Genomic DNA, 17767 nt, shown 5'->3' on the forward strand with positions numbered 1-17767 from the left:
TTTATTTAGTTGAGTTTTGAAATTATTATACATTCTATAAATATAGTAAATACATTTATAGAATATATAATAAAAAATATAGTAAAATATATAAATAACAATAATATGATTAATAAATGTATACTTTGAAGGTGGTAAAAATATGAGCAAGTATTTTTCAATAGGTGAAATGGCAAAATTACATAAAATAAGTATCCAAACACTAAGATATTATGATCAGATAGATTTATTTAAGCCTATTTATGTGGATAAAGAAAGCAATTATAGATATTATTCAATAGATCAATTTTCACAATTGGATATTATAAAATACTTAAAATATTTGGGCGTTCCATTAAAGGAAATAAAAAGTAAATTAAATGAAGATAATGAAGAAAAATTACAACTTCTAAATAAAAAAATTGATGTAGTTAATGATAAAATAAAAGAGTTACAACTAATAAAAAAGGTTATAGAAACTAAAAAAGAAATAGTGGAAAAGGGATTAAATGCTGATGATATTGGCAAAATACATAAAAAATATATTGCAAAACGAAGTATACTATCTATGATATATGAAGATGGGTTAACTCCAAAAGAGACACTAGAATTATCTAGAAGGTACATAGCAAATATATTAGAAGAAAATATATCTGTATTTTATGGTGGTGTAAGTGGATTAGCTTCAATGAAAAAAATTATAGAAAAAGGTATTGTTGTATATGAAAAAAGTTTTGTTGCAGTTGAAAGGGATCTTTTTAATAAAGGTGCACAGAAAAACATAACAGAAATACCAGCAGGGGATTTTATATGTATGACATACAAGGGGTCATATAATGATAACTATAAACATTTTAAGAAAATTATTGATTATATTGAAAGTAATAATATTCAGGTGGAGGATTATATGTACGAAATACCAATAATTGATCCACTATCAACTAATAATGAAGAAGAATTTATAACAGAAATTCAAGTATTAATTAAGAAAAGAGAAATAGATTTTAGGTGTTTAGTTTAAAATATCAGTACATACTATGTATTGGTATTTTTTTTATTTAAATAAAATTAAGAAAATTAAAATTTATAGTAAAAAAATATTGACTCTCTAGTAACTATAGACTTTATAATCATTAATGTAAAGAAAATTTCAAAAACATTAAATTTAAAATTGCAATTTATAAATTTTTAAATCTTTGAGAAATTAATTCAGATTTTGGAGGCAAATAAATTGAGTAATAATTTAAATCACGATTTAGAAACTAAAATAATTCATTGTGGACATAATGCAGATTCATCTACTGGAGCATTAGCAAGTCCAATATATCAAACGGCAACATTTGCAGCAAAGTCAGTGGAACATTTTGAAGAGTTATGTAGAGATTTTGGTTATGTTTACACAAGGGAGTGTAATCCAAACCTAACTGAATTAGAACTTAAACTTGCTATGCTAGAAAATGCAGAGAGTGCTATTGTTAGTACATCTGGTATGGGAGCTATAACATCAACTATTTTAGCATTAGTAAAAAGTGGTGACCACATAGTTAGTTCTGATGGAATATTTTCACACACTAAGCTATTTATGAATGAGTTATTAGGTAAGTTTGGAGTTGAAGTTACATTTGTAGATGCAACTAATTATATAAATGTTAAGAATGCACTTAAAAATAATACAAAGTTAGTATATATTGAAAGTCCACTAAACCCAACATTAGATTTAGTAGATATAAAATCTATATCAGAAGTTGCTCATGAAAATAAGAGTTTAGTTATAGTAGATAGTACATTTGGAACACCAATAATACAAAAACCTATAGATTTAGGAGCAGATATAGTAGTTCATAGTTTAACTAAATTTATAAATGGACATGGAGATACTTTAGGTGGTGCAGCTATAGGATCAAAGGAAATCATAGATTTAATAAAATGGCCTAGTCTACCATGTTTTACAGGCGCATCTCTTCCACCAATGAGTGCATGGATGATAATGCGTGGAATGAAAACGTTAGATATGAGAATGAAAAAACATTGTGAAAATGCATTAACTGTAGCTGAATATTTAAGTAATAGAGATGATATTGAAATAGTTAAATATCCAGCATTAAAATCACATCCACAATATGATTTATGCCAAAGGCAGATGAATGGGTTTGGTGGCGGAATGGTTTCATTTAAATTAAAAAATGAAATCAATGGATTAACTAGAGATGAAGCAAGTAGAAAGATGATAAATGGATTAAAGTTATGTACTATTGCTACAAGTTTAGGAGAAGAGCATACTTTGGTTCAAATGAATGGAGAAAATCTTATAAGATTAGCCATAGGATTAGAGTCTGCAAAAGATATAATAAATGATTTAGAACAAGCATTAGAAAATTTAGTTTAAGTGTTAAAAGTCTAAATATAGGGAGAATTAAAAATGGAAAAAAGCAAAAATATAAAGAGGTTTTTGATAATATTCATATTAGCATTTGGTACTACTGCAATGTATAGCTTACCTTATATGAAATCATCATTTTATGATCCTATGCAACAAGCATTAGCATTATCTCATACTCAAATAGGTAATTTATTAAGCTTATATGGAGTAGTTGGTATGGTTTCATATTTTGTTGGTGGATGGTTTGCAGATAAATTTTCTGTAAAGAAATTAATATCATTTTCTTTAATAGCATCAGGAGCTATAGGATTTTACTTTTCCACATTTCCATCTTACAAGGGATTAATTTTAACATTTGTATTATGGGGAATAACAACAATAATGACATTCTTCGCAGCATCAGTAAAAGTTGTAAGAATGCAAGGAAGTGAATCAGAACAAGGTAGAATATTTGGATTTTATGAAGGGTTATCTGGAATATCAGGAACGTTAATATCTTTTATAGGACTATATTTATTTGGTAAATTTGCAGAAATAACTGTAGGATTCAAGTATGTTGTATGGTTATATTCAATAGCATCAATAATATGTGGAATATTACTATTTGTGTTAATTGAAGATAAAAAAGAAGATAATGAAAAAAGTGAAAACACTAGTTTTAAATCTATCATTAAAGTTGTTACTATGCCTAAGGCGTGGTTAATAGGAATTATAATATTTTCAACTTATTTAGTATTTTCAAGTTTAACGTATTTAAGTCCATATTTATCAGATGTATACGTTATGCCAATGACTTTAGTATCTGCTATTTCTATAGTAAGAACTTATGTTATAAAAATGGGAGCATCTCCAGCGGCAGGAATAATAACTGATAAAGTAGGATCATCAATAAAAGTTATGTTTGTAGGATTCATATTAATGGCTTTAAGTACATCAGCATATTTAATAATACCTAAAGATCAGAGTTTTATATGGATAGCTATTATAAATATGATAATACTAAGTGCAATATTATTTGGATTTAGAGGAATATACTTTGCGTCAGTTTCAGAATCTAATATACCACTAGAAAGTACAGGAGCAGTAGTTGGATTTGCATCATTTATAGGATTTTCACCAGATGCATTCTACTATACTCTTGCTGGAAATTGGCTAGATAAGTATGGACAAGCAGGGTATACATACATATTTGTTCTTTCAGTAATTTGTGCAGTATTAGGTATATTTGCAACATTTATGTTAGCTAAAATAAATAAAAAAGAAAAAATGAAGGCTTAGTATAAATAGAGTATATACAACAAATAATTATTTAATAAGAAGTAAAGCTCTACCTAAATCTAGATTTAGGTAGAGTTATTCCAATTTTAGTTTCAAATTTTAACTTTAAATTTAAGAAAATTTAGGAAATAATATATTGAGTCTATGGAGGAAAATTATGCTTACATTATGGGAAAATGGGATTATAGTAATATTTGCGCTGATATTATTAGCTATAGGATATTATTTCTCTAAAAATGTAAAAAGTATGGAAAGTTACTATTTAGGAAATAGAAGTTTACCTTGGTCATTAATAGTTGGAACATTAGTGGCATCATGGTATGGAGGGGTAGGAACTGTTGGAAGTGTTGAATATGCAGCTATATATGGGTTGTCAGCATGGGCTGTGTGGTCAATAGCTGCACATATAGGTAGAATGCCATTGGCATTGTGGGTTGGTCCCAAAATTCATATAAGAACTAATATAACAGTGCCAGATTTATTAGAAAGCTTTTATGGAAAGCATGTAGCCATACTGGGTGCAATACTTATGTTTGTATATTGTGCACAACTTGGTGAAATAACAGCCATGGGAACAATTGGTCAAGTAGCATGGGGGTTAGAAAAAGAAACAATAGGATTTATATTAGTATTTATAGTTGTAATAATAACTGTGCTTGGCGGATTTATGGGAGTGGCAATAACTGATATGATACTATTTTTTTGTATGGTTATTGGACTAACAATGGTTATGCCAGGACAATTTGAAAATATAGGCGGTTTTGCTGGAATTACAGAAGCATTAAAAAGCTCGCCAGAACTTATGCATCCAACCAAGGGAATGTCTACAATGAAAGCTTTAATGCTGATAGTATATTCTTTTGGAGCATACTCGGACCCAACTTTTTATCAAAGGTTTTCGGCAGCAGATTCACCAAAGGTTGGTAGAAGAGCATTATTAACTTGTTTTTCATTGTGGATATGTTTTGATTTAGTATTAGTTATTACAGGGCTTATAGTTAGGGCAACATATCCAGAAATGGCTCCAGCTGCTGGATACATAACTTTAGTTTTAAATACATTACCTAAAGGAATAAGAGTAATATTTATAATTGGTATATTAGGATCTATAATTTCTACATTAGATAGTTACTATCTTGCTGCAGGAGCTACACTAGCAAATGATATATATGCAAGAATAACAAAAAAAGAATTAACTCAGATGCAATTAGTTAAGTTTACAAGAATAGGTGTTATTTTAGCAGCTGTAATGGGATTAAGTGTTGCATTTAAATTTGAAAATGTATATGATGCTTGTATTTTTGTAGGGAGTATTTGGATGGGATCAGCATTTATACCGATAGTTGGTGGATTACTAGGTAATGGTAGGCGAACAGCTTTAGGTGGTATGTTGTCTATGATTGTAGGTGGTTGTACATTTGGATATTTAAAAATGTTTCCAATAAAAGCAATAGAAATAGAGCCACTTGTTATAGCTATTCCACTTTCATTTATAGCATGGCTTATAGGAAATAGAATAGGTAAAAATTTAAATGATAATGAACTCAAAATAGAGGAGAATTAATATGGCTAAATTAGTATCTAAGGTTAAAAAAGATTTAGAAATAAAATGGATTGGAATAGATGGTTTTTTAGTATTGTTATATTTTTTTATAACAGCATTTATATTTTATGGAATTGCAACAAAAAATGATTTTATAATAGGAAAATTAATTCCATATGGAGTTATGTTTGTGGTAACAATTATATTTTGTGATTATTTAAAACAAATATATAAAATGATAAAAAATAGATAGTTATAAAAATGAGAAAAAAGGTGTTAAATGTGGCAAAAATAAATGTATTAGAAATAAAGATTAGTGAAGAAGAAGCTATAGATAGCGCTAAATTGAAATGTAAATCTATTTTTTATAGAATACTCTTGAGGGCGAAAAAGATAGAGGAAGTAAGACTTCACTATATAGAGTTTAAATTAGTTACTGTACAGATATACAACAAGAGGCAAGATAAAGAGGACACAATAAAAATATTGGTAAATGGATCTACGGGTGGTGGAAGTATAATTCAAGACATTCCAAAAGATTTAAGCAATAAAGAAATAGATGATGATATAGTTCAATATTCAGATAAAGATAATGCTAGAATAAGGTCAAAGGCTATGAATATGGCAATGAGAATAAGTCACAAATTTATGGGTGGAACACCTGAAATAAAGATTAAGAATATAGAAAGTATTTTTAGACCGTACTGGGTTGTATTTTTTGATAAGGTTCAACAAAATAAAAGAGTAATATATATACCAATAGAAGCTGATGGGTTTAAAATTAGTAGAAATTAAATTAATTAGTCACATTATTTCCAGAGAAATAAATACTAAAAAGAAGAATAATTATATTTAATGTAAAATAAATTTATAAATAAGTACATTTTTAAAATAAAAGTAATATTATAGATAGTAGATAAATTTTAAATATAAAATTTATCTAAATGGAAAATTGAATATATATAATCTATAGGGCAATTAAATTTAAATAGAAAATTAGAACCCTATAAAGTAGATTTATAAGTTTTATATTTATATATTAAGACTTAAAATATATAAGTTCATATAAGACTTTATCTATATTATATTGATATAGGAGTGATAACATGAAAAAAGATGAGAAACTAAAGCTATTTCTAGTGTTATTGCCATTTTGTAATGATATAGATTTGGAGCAGAATAGAAGTAATGAACTTAAGATTAAATTTAATAGAAAAAGATTTTATATAAACAATATTTTATATAAAGAAAGAAATGTTCCTGAATTTATAATGGATTCATATAAAGAAGAGTTAGAAGTACTACCTGAGTATATTTTGAAGTATTATGTTTATCATGGAGTAAAAATGTATGTAACTAATAGAAAATTAAGGTTTTTAATAAGAAATGAAATAGGATATGATTTAGGTCCTGCTGAAATAGGTGGAGTTTTCATTAATTTGCCAGACAAATTAAAAGGATACGTTTCATCTAATTATTATAGTTATCATTATGTGTTACTTCATGAGTTAGGACATGGAATAGACATAGTAGAGAAATTTTATGGTATAGGCTTTGAACCATCAGCAACTAATGAATTTAGACAAATTTATTTTGAAGAAGCACAAAGAGTATTTAATAGACAAGGAATGGTATATGCAAATTCACCAAAAGAATACTGGGCTCAATGTTTTGCATTATATAATTTAGATCAAGAAACACTAAAAAATAAAGCCCCTAAAACATTTGCATATATGGCTTTAATACTATTAAATATAAAGATGCGTATAGAAACTTACAGAATAGCTATGTAAGTTTTATAAAAAAACAAGTTAAAAAAGGAAGCACGAATTTAATTATTCGTGCTTCCTTTTTTATGGATTAGAGAATTAAAAACTAGAAATGTTGTCATAAAGAAGAGTTTATATATAAAGCTATTATATTAATTCATATAATAAGAATTGAAAAGTAATTAAACTTACAATATATAAAAAAAATGAAAAAAGATGTATAATAAGCTTTGGGAATTTACAAATAAGCAAGTTTAAATTTAAGAACACTTTAAATGTGAAAATGGATTTATCAGGATGATATAAAATATTTAAGGGTGGGAGGATATATGCTAAAAAAAATTAAAATTAATAAGAAACTTTTGAAACAATTAGATTTTATTACTATATTAACAGTTATAATTTTAGGTATTTTTGGTTCAATAAATATTTATAGTGCCACTCATTTAAATTGTGGAAATTATTACTTAAAATCCCAGTTAATAGGGATTGCAGCAGGTATGGTCATTATATACCTTGTATTGATACCTGATTATGCAATTGTTAAAAGATATGCCAATATAATATATTCATTTGGGGTATTTTTACTTATTCTTAATTGCCTTCCTATGTTTAAGTCTACAGTTAATGGAGCTTCTTCATGGATAAAGATAGGACCAGTTTCAATGCAACCATCAGAATTTGCAAAAGTTGGTATAATAATAATGCTTGCAAAAGAATTAGATGATATGGAAGGTAACATAAATAATCTAAAAAATTTTATGAAACTAACAGCATATGCAGCATTACCAATGATACTTATAGTTACACAACCAGATATGGGAATGATGATGGTTTGTTTTTTTATTGTACTAGGAATATATATTGTTGCTGGATTAGACTTTAAAATAATAGGCGGAGGACTTGCAATACTAACAGGGCTAATTTGTATAGTATGGAATTCACCTATTATGCAGACATATTGGAAGACTAGGCTATTGTCATTTTTAGATCCAGATGCAGATCCGTTAGGAGCTGGATTTCAGCTTTCACAATCAAAACTTGCTATAGGCTCTGGTGGTATTTTAGGAAAGGGCTTTTTAAAAGGGAGTCTAACAACTGGTGGATTTATACCAGAAGCTCATACAGATTTTATATTTTCAGTTATAGGTGAAGAATGGGGCCTGATTGGAGCACTGTTTGCATTAATGTTATATGCAATAATCATTTACAGACTTATAAAAATAGCAAAAAATTCTAAAGATATATTTGGAACAATCGTTTCAGTAGGATTAATAGCTACTATGTTATTTTCTATATTACAAAATATAGGTATGACTATTGGAATAATGCCTATAACTGGCATTACATTACCATTTTTAAGTTATGGTCGTAGTTCAATGCTTACAGCATTTATGAGCATTGGAATAGTTTTAAATATAGGTATGAGACGTAAGAAAATCAGCTTCTAAATTTAAATAATAAATTATATTAATTTGTATTTTATTTATATGTTTAATTTAGTATATTATATTTAAATAAGTAATGAATGGGGTGTTAAATTTGACGAACAGATATAATTGTTTAATATGTGGAGACGAACTTGAATATTTTGATGAAAGTAAGGAAATGGAATGTTATTTCTGTAAGAAGAAGTTTATGTCTAATGCTAGTTGTAAGTCTGGACATTATGTATGTGATAGTTGTCATAGTTTAGGGGCATTTGAAATAATAAAAGAGTATTGTTTAAATGCTAATAGTGTTAATCCAATGGAGATGGCAATAGATATTATGAAGCATCCAGCTATAAAGATGCATGGACCTGAACATCATTATTTAGTACCAGCAGTTTTAGTTACAGCATATATAAATAAAACTGGAGAAAATGAAAAATTAGAAAGACTTTTAAATGAGGCAGCTAAGAGAGCAAAAAATGTATTAGGTGGTTTTTGTGGATTTTATGGTGCATGTGGTGCCGCTGTTGGAACAGGAATATACATAAGCTTAGTATTAGGAGCTAGTCCATTATCTGAAGAAAAATGGGGACTTACAAACTTAATGACAAGTAGAAGTTTAGAAAAAATAGCATCATTTGGTGGACCGAGATGCTGTAAAAGAGATACATGCTTAGCAATAGAAACTGCAATAGAATTTACTAAAAACAATTTAAAAGTAGAACTTGATAATATAAACAACTTGAAATGTTCATTTAATAAAATGAATGATCAATGTCTAAAAGATAAATGTAAGTTTTACAGTAAAGTATAATTAAGGCGTAAACAAAAAACTAGCAATTATGCTAGTTTTTTTAGTTAGATTTATTCATCATTTTCTTTATTATTAGGTTTATCTTCAGTGGGATGGTTTCCCATAAAAGAACTTTTTATAGATTTAGGATTACTAAGTTTTAACTCTGTTATATCAACTTCATAATTATCAATTAGCTCCATTATTTCAGGATGATTATTATTATATTTTTTAAAGAATTTATCATAGTATATTTTTATTACACCTGCAATAGGAACTGCAAGAAGCATTCCAAACATACCGTAGAGTTTACCACCAACAGTAATAGCAAATAAACAAGCTATAGGATTAATACCAACACTGTTAGATGACATTTTAGGACCAAGCCAGTTTCCATCTATTTGTTGCAATATAAATAAGTAAATTAAAATTATAAAGGCTTTCATAGGACTAATAAATAAATTTAATATAGTTCCGAAAACAATTCCTATAAATGGTCCAAAATAAGGAATCATATTAGTTACACCAAATACAATAGAAATTAACACTATATATTTAGAATGTATGAATATAAGACCTATGAAGCAGGCAATTGCAACAATAGTAGATTCGACAGCCCTAACCCATAAGTAAGTGCTTAACATATAGTGTACGGAATGAATGAATGTTAAAAATTTCTTTCCTAAATTCTCTCTAAAAACAAAGAATATAAATTTACGAGATGATTTTAAAAGCATTTCTTTGTAATACAAATAATAAGCTGCGATTATAAGTGCAAAAATCCAATTAAAAACTGAAAGTGTAAAAGTCACCAAAGAAGAAAGGGCCGTATTAAATAATTTTGTAGACCATTCACCAATATTTTGAATTAAATTTAGTTTCTTTGCTAATTTATTGGCAAGGTCAATACTTAAATTGTTTTGAAGCCAGTTGTCAGCAATAGTAACCATATCTGGTATGGAATTAACAAGTGCTTTAATATTTGAAATAACTTCAGGAAGAACATATACAATACAAAATGCAACAATTAGAGAAACCACAATGAATGTAATAAGAAGACTTATACCACGAGAAAGATTACATTTAGTTTCTAAAAATCGCATTAATGGATTTAAAATATATGCAATGATAAATGCAAGAAGGAATGGCCATAGCAGATTTAAAGTAAAATTATATAATGTGGCAAGTAAATTAGCATTGTCAATAAGTTTTATACCGATATATGCTAATAAAATTATCAATATTATATAGAAATTGGATTTAATTTTTTCTTTTAGCTTGTCCAAATTCATTCTTAAAAACCCCCTTTTCAGATTGGTATATTATGATTATAAACAAAATAATTATAAATTATAACCATTATACTGGAAAATAAATGATTTAAATAAAATAAATGGTTATAAAAACAAAACTAGTATTGTAAATATTGTGAAAATTCATTAAAATTAAAATATAGTTGAATGTAGGAATGAAAACCCTACAACAAATGGAGATGATTATAAAGATGGGAAATGTAACCCAATCGCTTAAAAGAATAAGAATGAAAGGAAGTGAAGTTTTTCCAGCACTTAAACATAAAAATTTTAGGTATTTTTGGCTTGGTCAATGTGTATCACTTATAGGAAGTTGGATGCAAAGCACTACTCAAGGATGGTTAGTTCAAGAAATAACAGTCAATAATTCAGCATTTTTATTAGGTCTTTTAAATGCACTTCAATTTACACCTATGATGATATTTTCACTTTTTGCTGGTGTATTTATAGAAAGATTTTCAAAACGGAAAATTCTTTTGTTTACACAAATAGGATTAATGGCAATGGCTATTATACAAGGAGTACTTGTTTTAACAGGAACAATAAAATATTGGCATCTGCTTGTAATAGCAGTTATAAATGGAATTATTAATACGATAGATATGCCAACAAGACAATCTTTTGTAATTGAATTAGTTGGAAAAGAGGATTTAATGAATGGTATTGCATTAAATTCATCAGTATTTAATGCAGCTAGAATGCTTGGACCAGCTGTGGCTGGAATAATAATTGCATATGTAGGAATAGCAGGATGTTATTTAATAAATGCAGTTTCATTTATACCTGTTATATATGGAATATCTAAAATAAGAACAGTATATAAGAAAAAAGAAAGTAAAGATATAAATGTAATTAAGGATATAAAAGATGGATTAATTTATATAAAAGGCAATAAGGTTCTTGTAAAAAGTTTTGCTTTAATAACTGTTATGGGTATATTTGCATACAACTACAATGTAATAATACCATTGTTTGCAGTTGAAACATTAGGACTTTCAAGTAAAGGATATGGATTTTTAATGTCTGCACTAGGGTCAGGTTCACTTATAGGTGCACTTTTAATGGCAACAAGAAGTAAAGGCGGTCCTAAATCTAAAGTTATAGTTGGAGCATCTTATATAATGGGGGTATTACTTATAATTTTAGGAATAAATAGAAATCAATATATGATGGCTGGTCTTTTAGCTTTTGTTGGAATATTTAATATAACTTTTTCAACAAATTCAAATTCAACAGTTCAGCTAAATTCAAAGGATGAATATAGAGGCAGAGTTATGAGTGTTTACAGTTTGCTTTTTGCAGGGGTTACTCCTATAGGAAGTTTATTTACAGGCACTATATCTAATGAATTTGGACCTTCTAATGCATTTGTTTTTAGTGGAATTATATCTATGATATTTGTTACTATAGTGTTAGTATTTGGATCATCTAAAAAGAGAAAAAAAGTTAGTAATGTGTAGGATATGGTATGAAAATAAAATAAAATGTAGAAATTTATATTTTTCTTTGATATAATTAGATTTAATGGCTAAAAAATAGATAATAAGCCAGTATAATTAAGAATATTAAAGTAAAAAAGGATAGCTGCGTATATAAGAAACAACATTATAATATACAAATAGCTATGAATTTTTAATAAAGTTAAAACATATTTTATTATAGCAGTGTAATATTAAGTTGCTTTAAATATGTTTGAAGGATTAAGTTTTATTTTTGCTAATATGGGTTTTATATTTAACTGAATTAGTAAAAATAAATAATGTAGAGGGGTTAATAAAATGAAGACGACAAGCTAAGATATGTCAGTTAACACTTTGGACTTATTCTAAATTTATTGATTAGTTCATAAATCATATAAGGCAGCTTGATTTTAGTATTTTGACCAATATTACCCCTTGCAATTTTTTATGCAAGGGGTTTTTTATTGATTAAAATTAAACACTCAATACATAGTATAAAATAAAAATTTAAATAAAATCAAAAAACATTAATAAATAATGTAAAAAAACAAAATAATAAAGTAGGGGTGATTTTCTTGATTGATGTAATGGTTCAATTAAAAGGAGTTAGTAAAGCATTTATAGGAAGCGATGGATTGGCGGTTAATAATATATCACTGGATATAAATAAAGGTGAATTTTTAACTATTTTAGGTCCAAGTGGATGTGGTAAAACAACAACACTAAGAATGATAGCTGGGTTTGAAAATCCAACAGAAGGACAAATTCTAATAGATGGAGAAAGTGTTTCTAATGTACCAGCATATAAAAGATGTGTAAATACTGTGTTTCAAAGTTATGCATTATTTCCACATATGAATATTTTTGATAATATAGCATTTGGTTTAAAGGTAAAAAATAAAAAAGATAGTGAAATAAAAGAAAAAGTTAGTGAAATGTTAAAGATGGTTCAATTAGAAGGGTATGAAAAAAGAATGCCTAGTGAACTATCAGGTGGTCAAAAACAAAGAGTTGCTATAGCAAGGGCGGTTATAAACAACCCTAAAGTTTTGCTATTAGATGAACCATTAGGAGCATTAGATTTAAAACTTAGAAAGCAAATGCAACTAGAATTAAAGCAACTTCAAAGAAGACTTGGAATAACATTTATATATGTAACACATGATCAAGAAGAGGCATTAACAATGTCTGATAGAATAGTTGTTATGAACAAAGGTGTTATAGAGCATGTTGGAACTCCAGCAGAAATATATGAAAAACCAAAAACAAAATTTGTTGCAAACTTTATAGGCGAAACAAATTTATTTGAAGGCACTGTATTAGAAAAAGGTGAAGTTTTATATCTAGTTGATAATGAAATAGGTGAAGACATCTTTATTGGAGAAAAAGAAAATACTCTAACAGAGGAAATTTGTCTAGCCGTTAGACCAGAAAGAATAAAATTATCAAATAATATAGATGATGGTATGGCAGGAGTAAAAGTAAACATAAAAGAGAGAATTTATAATGGTGCTGTTATAAAAACTGTTGTTGTAACTAAAAATGGAATGGAGTTTGTTGTATCTGAGCCAATAAGTGATGTTTATTCACTAGATAATGACATGAAACCTTCATTGTTTGCTACTTGGAATCCTAAGCATGCAGTGGTGGTTCAGTAATGAATAAAACAGAAAATAGAAAGAATAGTAAGCTTAAATCTATACTAAGCACCGTAGGACCAGTTGGATTATGGCTTATAACATTTTTTGTTGTACCACTGATATTAGTATTTATATTTAGCTTCTTATCAAGAGGAGAGTACGGAAATATACAATTACCTTTTACGTTGGACAATTATAAAAGATTAATGACACCTATGTATTTTGAAATACTATGGAAAACTGTACTTATTGGAATATTAACTACAGTAGGATGTTTAATAATAGGATATCCATTTGCATATTTTATTGGAAGAGCGAAGAAAAAACATAGAACATTATTATTATTGTTAGTAATATTACCATTTTGGACTAATTCATTAGTTAGAACGTATGCATGGATAATACTTTTAAGAACAGAGGGAGTTATAAATGCAATATTATTGAAAATAGGACTTATATCAGCACCGCTTGAAATGTTGTATACAGATGCTGCGGTGTTTATAGGAATGCTTTATATAATGTTACCATTTATGATACTTCCAATATATACTTCAATAGAAAAATTAGATATGAGTTATATAGAAGCGGCAAATGATTTAGGAGCCTCACCATATAAAACATTTAGAGAAATAACACTTCCACTTACTAAACCGGGAATTATTGCCGGTTGTATGTTGGTGTTTATACCAACTCTTGGATATTTCTTTATTTCAGATTTAATGGGTGGAAGTAAAACTATGCTTATATCAAATTTAATAAAAAATCAATTTTTAACAGCAAGAGATTGGCCTTTTGGGTCTAGCATAGCTGTAGTTTTAATAATATTAATGTTAATTGCAATTGGAATATATTTTAAAGCTACGCAAAATAAAGAAGGCACAAAGGAGGTAGTATAATGAAAAATAAAAAAAGTGTATTTCCAAAAATATATGCAACATTAGTTTATTTATTTTTATACTTACCTATATTTGTGCTTGTAGTATTTTCGTTTAATAAGTCTAAATTAAATGCTACATGGACAGGATTTACATTAGACTGGTATAAAAAGCTTTTGACTAATCAACAGATTTTAGTTGCATTAAAAAATAGCTTGTTAATTGCATTTGTAAGTACAATATTTGCAGTTATAATAGGAACGCTTGCATCAATAGGTATGTATAGATACAAGTTTAAAGGAAAAAAGGCAATTGAAGGACTTTTATATGTTCCAGTTGTTATACCAGAGATAGTTATGGGTATATCAATGCTTGTATTCTTTTCAATGATTAATTTGGAAGCTGGACTTACAACATTAATACTTGCACATATAACATTTTGCATAGGTTATGTTGTAATAGTTGTAAGAGCAAGGCTAGAAGGATTTGATGGTTCAATAGAGGAAGCGGCACTTGATTTAGGAGCAACACCTTGGCAAACACTAACAAAAGTAACGCTACCTATAATATCACCAGGAATTTTAGCTGGTGCCATGCTTGCATTTACTTTATCTTTGGATGATGTAATAATTAGTTTCTTTACAGCAGGACCGCAAAGTAACACATTGCCACTTAAAATATTTTCAATGGTTAAATTTGGAGTAACTCCAGAGATAAATGCGTTATCAACACTTATGATGATATTTACTTTAACTATTGTTTTAATTGCAGAAGGAATAAGAAGAAATGCATTAAAAAATAAAAAGTTAAAGAAATTTTTAAGTGTAATAGCTTTAGCTATGGTTGTATTTTTGGGTGGATTTACAATGTTTAATGGAGTTGGAACAGCAGAAAAAGAAACACTTAATATATTTACGTGGTCAGAATTCCTTCCAGAAAAAGTAGTTCAAGAATTTGAGAGAGAATATAATGTAAAAGTAAATTATATGACATTCTCATCAAATGAAGAGATGCTTGCAAAGTTAATGGGTGGAAATGTTCCATATGACTTAATTATAACAAGCGATTATGCTATTGAAGTTATGATTAAACAAGAGTTATTACAAGAAATAGAGAAAAATAATATACCAAATATAAAGAATATAGATGATAATGTATTAGACTTAGAGTTTGATAAAGGAAATAAATATAGTTTTCCATATATGTGGGGTGGAAACTATATAGTAGTTGATAGAAGTAAAGTAGACAAAGAGTTTACAAGTTTTGAGGATTTATGGGATCCGAAGTTTAAAAACTCACTAGTAGTTTTAGATGATTCTAGGGTTATGATAGGACTTGCCCTTCAAAAGAATGGATATTCAATAAACACTACAAATATTGATGAATTAAATAAAGCAAAAGAGGATTTAATAAAATTAATGCCAAATATAAAAGCATTTGATAGTGAATCACCAAAAACATTACTTATAAATGGTGAAGCAGTAGCAGGATATGTTTGGGGAACTGAAGCATACCTAGCAAAACTTGAAAATCCAAACTTAGAAACTATTTTAACTAAAGAAGGAGCGATTCCACAATATGATAACTTTGTTGTGCCCAAAACAGCGAAGAATAAGGCACTTGCAGAAAAGTTTATAAACTATATATATGAGCCAGAAGTAAGTTTTCAAGTTTCAGAGGAGTTTCCATATGCTAACCCAAACAAGGAAGCTCAAAAATTAATGCCAAAAGAAAAATTAGAAGATATAGCAGTATATCCTCCAAGAGAAGCAGTTGAACATAATGAGCTTATAAAAGACGTAGGAGAAGCTACTAAACTATATGATGACATATGGACACAAGTAAAAAATTCTAAAGGAAAATAGAAAAAGTTTTTTATGTGTATTTGTATGTATAATTAAAACTAATCTACACATAATACTATTGTAAAACAAAACTGAATGTAGGAGGGAACAAAGATGAATAATCCAAGTAACCAAAGCATTCATACTGATGAGGCTAAAATGGCTAATACAGCTGAGGATGGTCCAATTGAAAGGTAAGTCCTATAGATTATGTTAACTTAAAAGAATTTAAAAAGTTTTATTAAATTGATAAATCTATAGGACGGTAAAGTTTTACAAAATAGAAGGAACTTATTTATTATTCATGTAAAAGTGAAGAATAAATAAGTTCTTTTTCTTTAATTAATTGGTATTTCTAAGAGGGAAAGATAAAATAAAGCAAGGTTATAAATATTGACCACTTAATGTATAATTTTAGGTTTTGAGGGTACAACTTAAGATAAATGAAAAGATAAAGGAATGATATTAGTTGGATAAAAAAATTAAAAAGGATATATATCATATTCATGATAAATCCTATAAAGATTTGTATTCAAAAAAGGAAATAGCACTTGATTTATTAAAGAATTTTGTAAATAAGGAGTTTACGAAGGGGTTAAGTGCAGAAGATTTAACACTAGTTAACAAGTCTTACATAGCTTCTGATTATGAAGAATCTGAATCAGATATAGTATATAAAGCAAAAATAGGAGATAGTGAAGCAATATTTTATATACTTTTAGAATTTCAATCAAGAGTTGACTACACAATGCCAATAAGGCTTTTATTTTATATTTGTGAAATACTTAGAGAGTATTGTAAAAATGCAAAACATGATAAAAATGATAAGAATATAAAAATACCAGCAGTAGTTCCAATTGTTTTATATAATGGAACAAAGGTTTGGGATGCACCAAATGAATTTAGAAAAATGTTCTATAATGAAGATAAATTTCACAATGGAATTTTAAATTTTACATATGATATAATTGATATAAACAACGGATTTACAAAAGAAAAATTGGTGGAAAATAAAAATGTAACATCAGCTATATTTTTATTAGATCAAAAAATAACACCAATAGAGTTTTTAGAAAGAGTTAAAACAATAGCATTATTCTTTGATAAACTTACAAAGGAAGAATTAAAAGCTATAAAACATTGGATAAAAAATACAACCGAGGATAGACTAGCTGAAAAGGCAAGGGAAGTTTTAGACGCAAGTAAAGAGGAGGTTAAGAATATGGTAGCTAACAATGCATTTATAATAAAAGAAATGGAAGAAAAAGCAGAGAAGAAAGGAATAGAAAAAGGAATAGAAAAAGGAATAGAAAAAGGAAGAGAAGAAGAAAAATTAGAGCTAACTAGAAATTTATTAGATATTTTAGATGATGAAACTATAGCATTAAAAGTAGGACTTAACATAGAAGTAGTTAAAAAAATAAGAAAAGAAACTGAGGCAGGTGGATAACCTGCTTTTT

15 protein-coding genes are annotated in these 17767 nt (G+C 27.6%); 14 read left to right on the forward strand and 1 reads right to left on the reverse strand.

The features are described 5' to 3' along the window. Positions 1-142 precede the first annotated feature (142 nt). The 9 genes from BN346_RS07535 (at position 143) to BN346_RS07575 (ending at position 9196) form a co-directional block, all read left to right on the forward strand. Positions 143-1000: a MerR family transcriptional regulator gene (locus tag BN346_RS07535; RefSeq protein WP_040327576.1), complete on the forward strand. Its 858-nt coding sequence runs from the start codon at positions 143-145 to the stop codon at positions 998-1000. A 210-nt stretch (positions 1001-1210) separates the two neighbouring features. Continuing rightward, positions 1211-2365, forward strand: coding sequence for a trans-sulfuration enzyme family protein (locus tag BN346_RS07540; protein ID WP_040327578.1), 1155 nt, complete (start codon positions 1211-1213; stop codon positions 2363-2365). A gap of 33 nt (positions 2366-2398) precedes the next feature. Further along, positions 2399-3637, forward strand: coding sequence for an MFS transporter (locus BN346_RS07545; RefSeq protein WP_040327580.1), 1239 nt, complete (start codon positions 2399-2401; stop codon positions 3635-3637). Positions 3638-3794: 157 nt separating this feature from the next. Beyond that, positions 3795-5201 carry a sodium:solute symporter family protein gene (locus BN346_RS07550; protein WP_040327583.1) on the forward strand — a complete coding sequence of 469 codons (1407 nt, stop codon included), beginning with the start codon at positions 3795-3797 and terminating at the stop codon, positions 5199-5201. 1 nt (position 5202) lies between these two features. After that, positions 5203-5433 (forward strand): hypothetical protein, encoded by a 231-nt coding sequence (locus tag BN346_RS07555; RefSeq protein ID WP_040327584.1) that lies wholly within the window; start codon positions 5203-5205, stop codon positions 5431-5433. 29 nt (positions 5434-5462) lie between these two features. After that, on the forward strand, positions 5463-5975 hold the full coding sequence (locus BN346_RS07560; RefSeq protein WP_242838403.1) for a hypothetical protein: 513 nt from the start codon (positions 5463-5465) through the stop codon (positions 5973-5975). Positions 5976-6286: 311 nt separating this feature from the next. Continuing rightward, positions 6287-6973 carry an anthrax toxin lethal factor-related metalloendopeptidase gene (locus BN346_RS07565; RefSeq protein ID WP_040327586.1) on the forward strand — a complete coding sequence of 229 codons (687 nt, stop codon included), beginning with the start codon at positions 6287-6289 and terminating at the stop codon, positions 6971-6973. 305 nt (positions 6974-7278) lie between these two features. After that, a complete protein-coding gene (gene rodA / locus BN346_RS07570) occupies positions 7279-8400 on the forward strand; it encodes a rod shape-determining protein RodA (RefSeq protein WP_040327588.1) in 1122 nt (373 codons plus the stop codon). 91 nt (positions 8401-8491) lie between these two features. Beyond that, on the forward strand, positions 8492-9196 hold the full coding sequence (locus BN346_RS07575) for a DUF5714 domain-containing protein (RefSeq protein ID WP_040327591.1): 705 nt from the start codon (positions 8492-8494) through the stop codon (positions 9194-9196). A gap of 50 nt (positions 9197-9246) precedes the next feature. On the opposite strand, the gene BN346_RS07580 is transcribed toward BN346_RS07575, so the two are convergent. Further along, positions 9247-10467: an AI-2E family transporter gene (locus BN346_RS07580; RefSeq protein WP_051540152.1), complete on the reverse strand. Its 1221-nt coding sequence runs from the start codon at positions 10465-10467 to the stop codon at positions 9247-9249. A gap of 194 nt (positions 10468-10661) precedes the next feature. On the opposite strand from BN346_RS07580, the gene BN346_RS07585 reads away from it, so the two are divergent. The 5 genes from BN346_RS07585 to BN346_RS07605 all read left to right on the forward strand — a co-directional run bounded on the left by BN346_RS07585 (position 10662) and on the right by BN346_RS07605 (position 17757). Beyond that, positions 10662-11948 (forward strand): MFS transporter, encoded by a 1287-nt coding sequence (locus BN346_RS07585; RefSeq protein WP_242838404.1) that lies wholly within the window; start codon positions 10662-10664, stop codon positions 11946-11948. A 575-nt stretch (positions 11949-12523) separates the two neighbouring features. Continuing rightward, on the forward strand, positions 12524-13606 hold the full coding sequence (locus BN346_RS07590) for an ABC transporter ATP-binding protein (RefSeq protein ID WP_040327593.1): 1083 nt from the start codon (positions 12524-12526) through the stop codon (positions 13604-13606). Continuing rightward, entirely contained in the window at positions 13606-14484 is an 879-nt protein-coding gene (locus tag BN346_RS07595) for an ABC transporter permease (protein WP_051540153.1), read from the forward strand. Before BN346_RS07590 ends, BN346_RS07595 begins: the two co-directional genes overlap by 1 nt. Next, positions 14484-16328 carry an extracellular solute-binding protein gene (locus BN346_RS07600; protein WP_101541688.1) on the forward strand — a complete coding sequence of 615 codons (1845 nt, stop codon included), beginning with the start codon at positions 14484-14486 and terminating at the stop codon, positions 16326-16328. The genes BN346_RS07595 and BN346_RS07600 overlap by 1 nt, the downstream gene beginning before the upstream one ends. A gap of 448 nt (positions 16329-16776) precedes the next feature. Beyond that, positions 16777-17757 (forward strand): Rpn family recombination-promoting nuclease/putative transposase, encoded by a 981-nt coding sequence (locus tag BN346_RS07605; protein ID WP_051540154.1) that lies wholly within the window; start codon positions 16777-16779, stop codon positions 17755-17757. The last annotated feature ends 10 nt before the right edge of the window (positions 17758-17767 follow it).

Origin of the sequence: Clostridium ihumii AP5 (assembly GCF_000612845.1) — a bacterium.
In the GTDB taxonomy this organism is placed as follows: domain Bacteria; phylum Bacillota; class Clostridia; order Clostridiales; family Clostridiaceae; genus Clostridium_J; species Clostridium_J ihumii.

Coding starts and splice junctions, on each gene's coding strand:
- BN346_RS07550 (WP_040327583.1), top strand. CDS start 3,795: ATGCTTACATTATGGGAAAATGGGATTATAGTAATATTTGCGCTGATA.
- BN346_RS07600 (WP_101541688.1), top strand. CDS start 14,484: ATGAAAAATAAAAAAAGTGTATTTCCAAAAATATATGCAACATTAGTT.
- BN346_RS07585 (WP_242838404.1), top strand. CDS start 10,662: ATGGAGATGATTATAAAGATGGGAAATGTAACCCAATCGCTTAAAAGA.
- BN346_RS07580 (WP_051540152.1), bottom strand. CDS start 10,467: ATGAATTTGGACAAGCTAAAAGAAAAAATTAAATCCAATTTCTATATA.
- BN346_RS07535 (WP_040327576.1), top strand. CDS start 143: ATGAGCAAGTATTTTTCAATAGGTGAAATGGCAAAATTACATAAAATA.
- BN346_RS07555 (WP_040327584.1), top strand. CDS start 5,203: ATGGCTAAATTAGTATCTAAGGTTAAAAAAGATTTAGAAATAAAATGG.
- BN346_RS07545 (WP_040327580.1), top strand. CDS start 2,399: ATGGAAAAAAGCAAAAATATAAAGAGGTTTTTGATAATATTCATATTA.
- BN346_RS07565 (WP_040327586.1), top strand. CDS start 6,287: ATGAAAAAAGATGAGAAACTAAAGCTATTTCTAGTGTTATTGCCATTT.
- BN346_RS07595 (WP_051540153.1), top strand. CDS start 13,606: ATGAATAAAACAGAAAATAGAAAGAATAGTAAGCTTAAATCTATACTA.
- rodA (WP_040327588.1), top strand. CDS start 7,279: ATGCTAAAAAAAATTAAAATTAATAAGAAACTTTTGAAACAATTAGAT.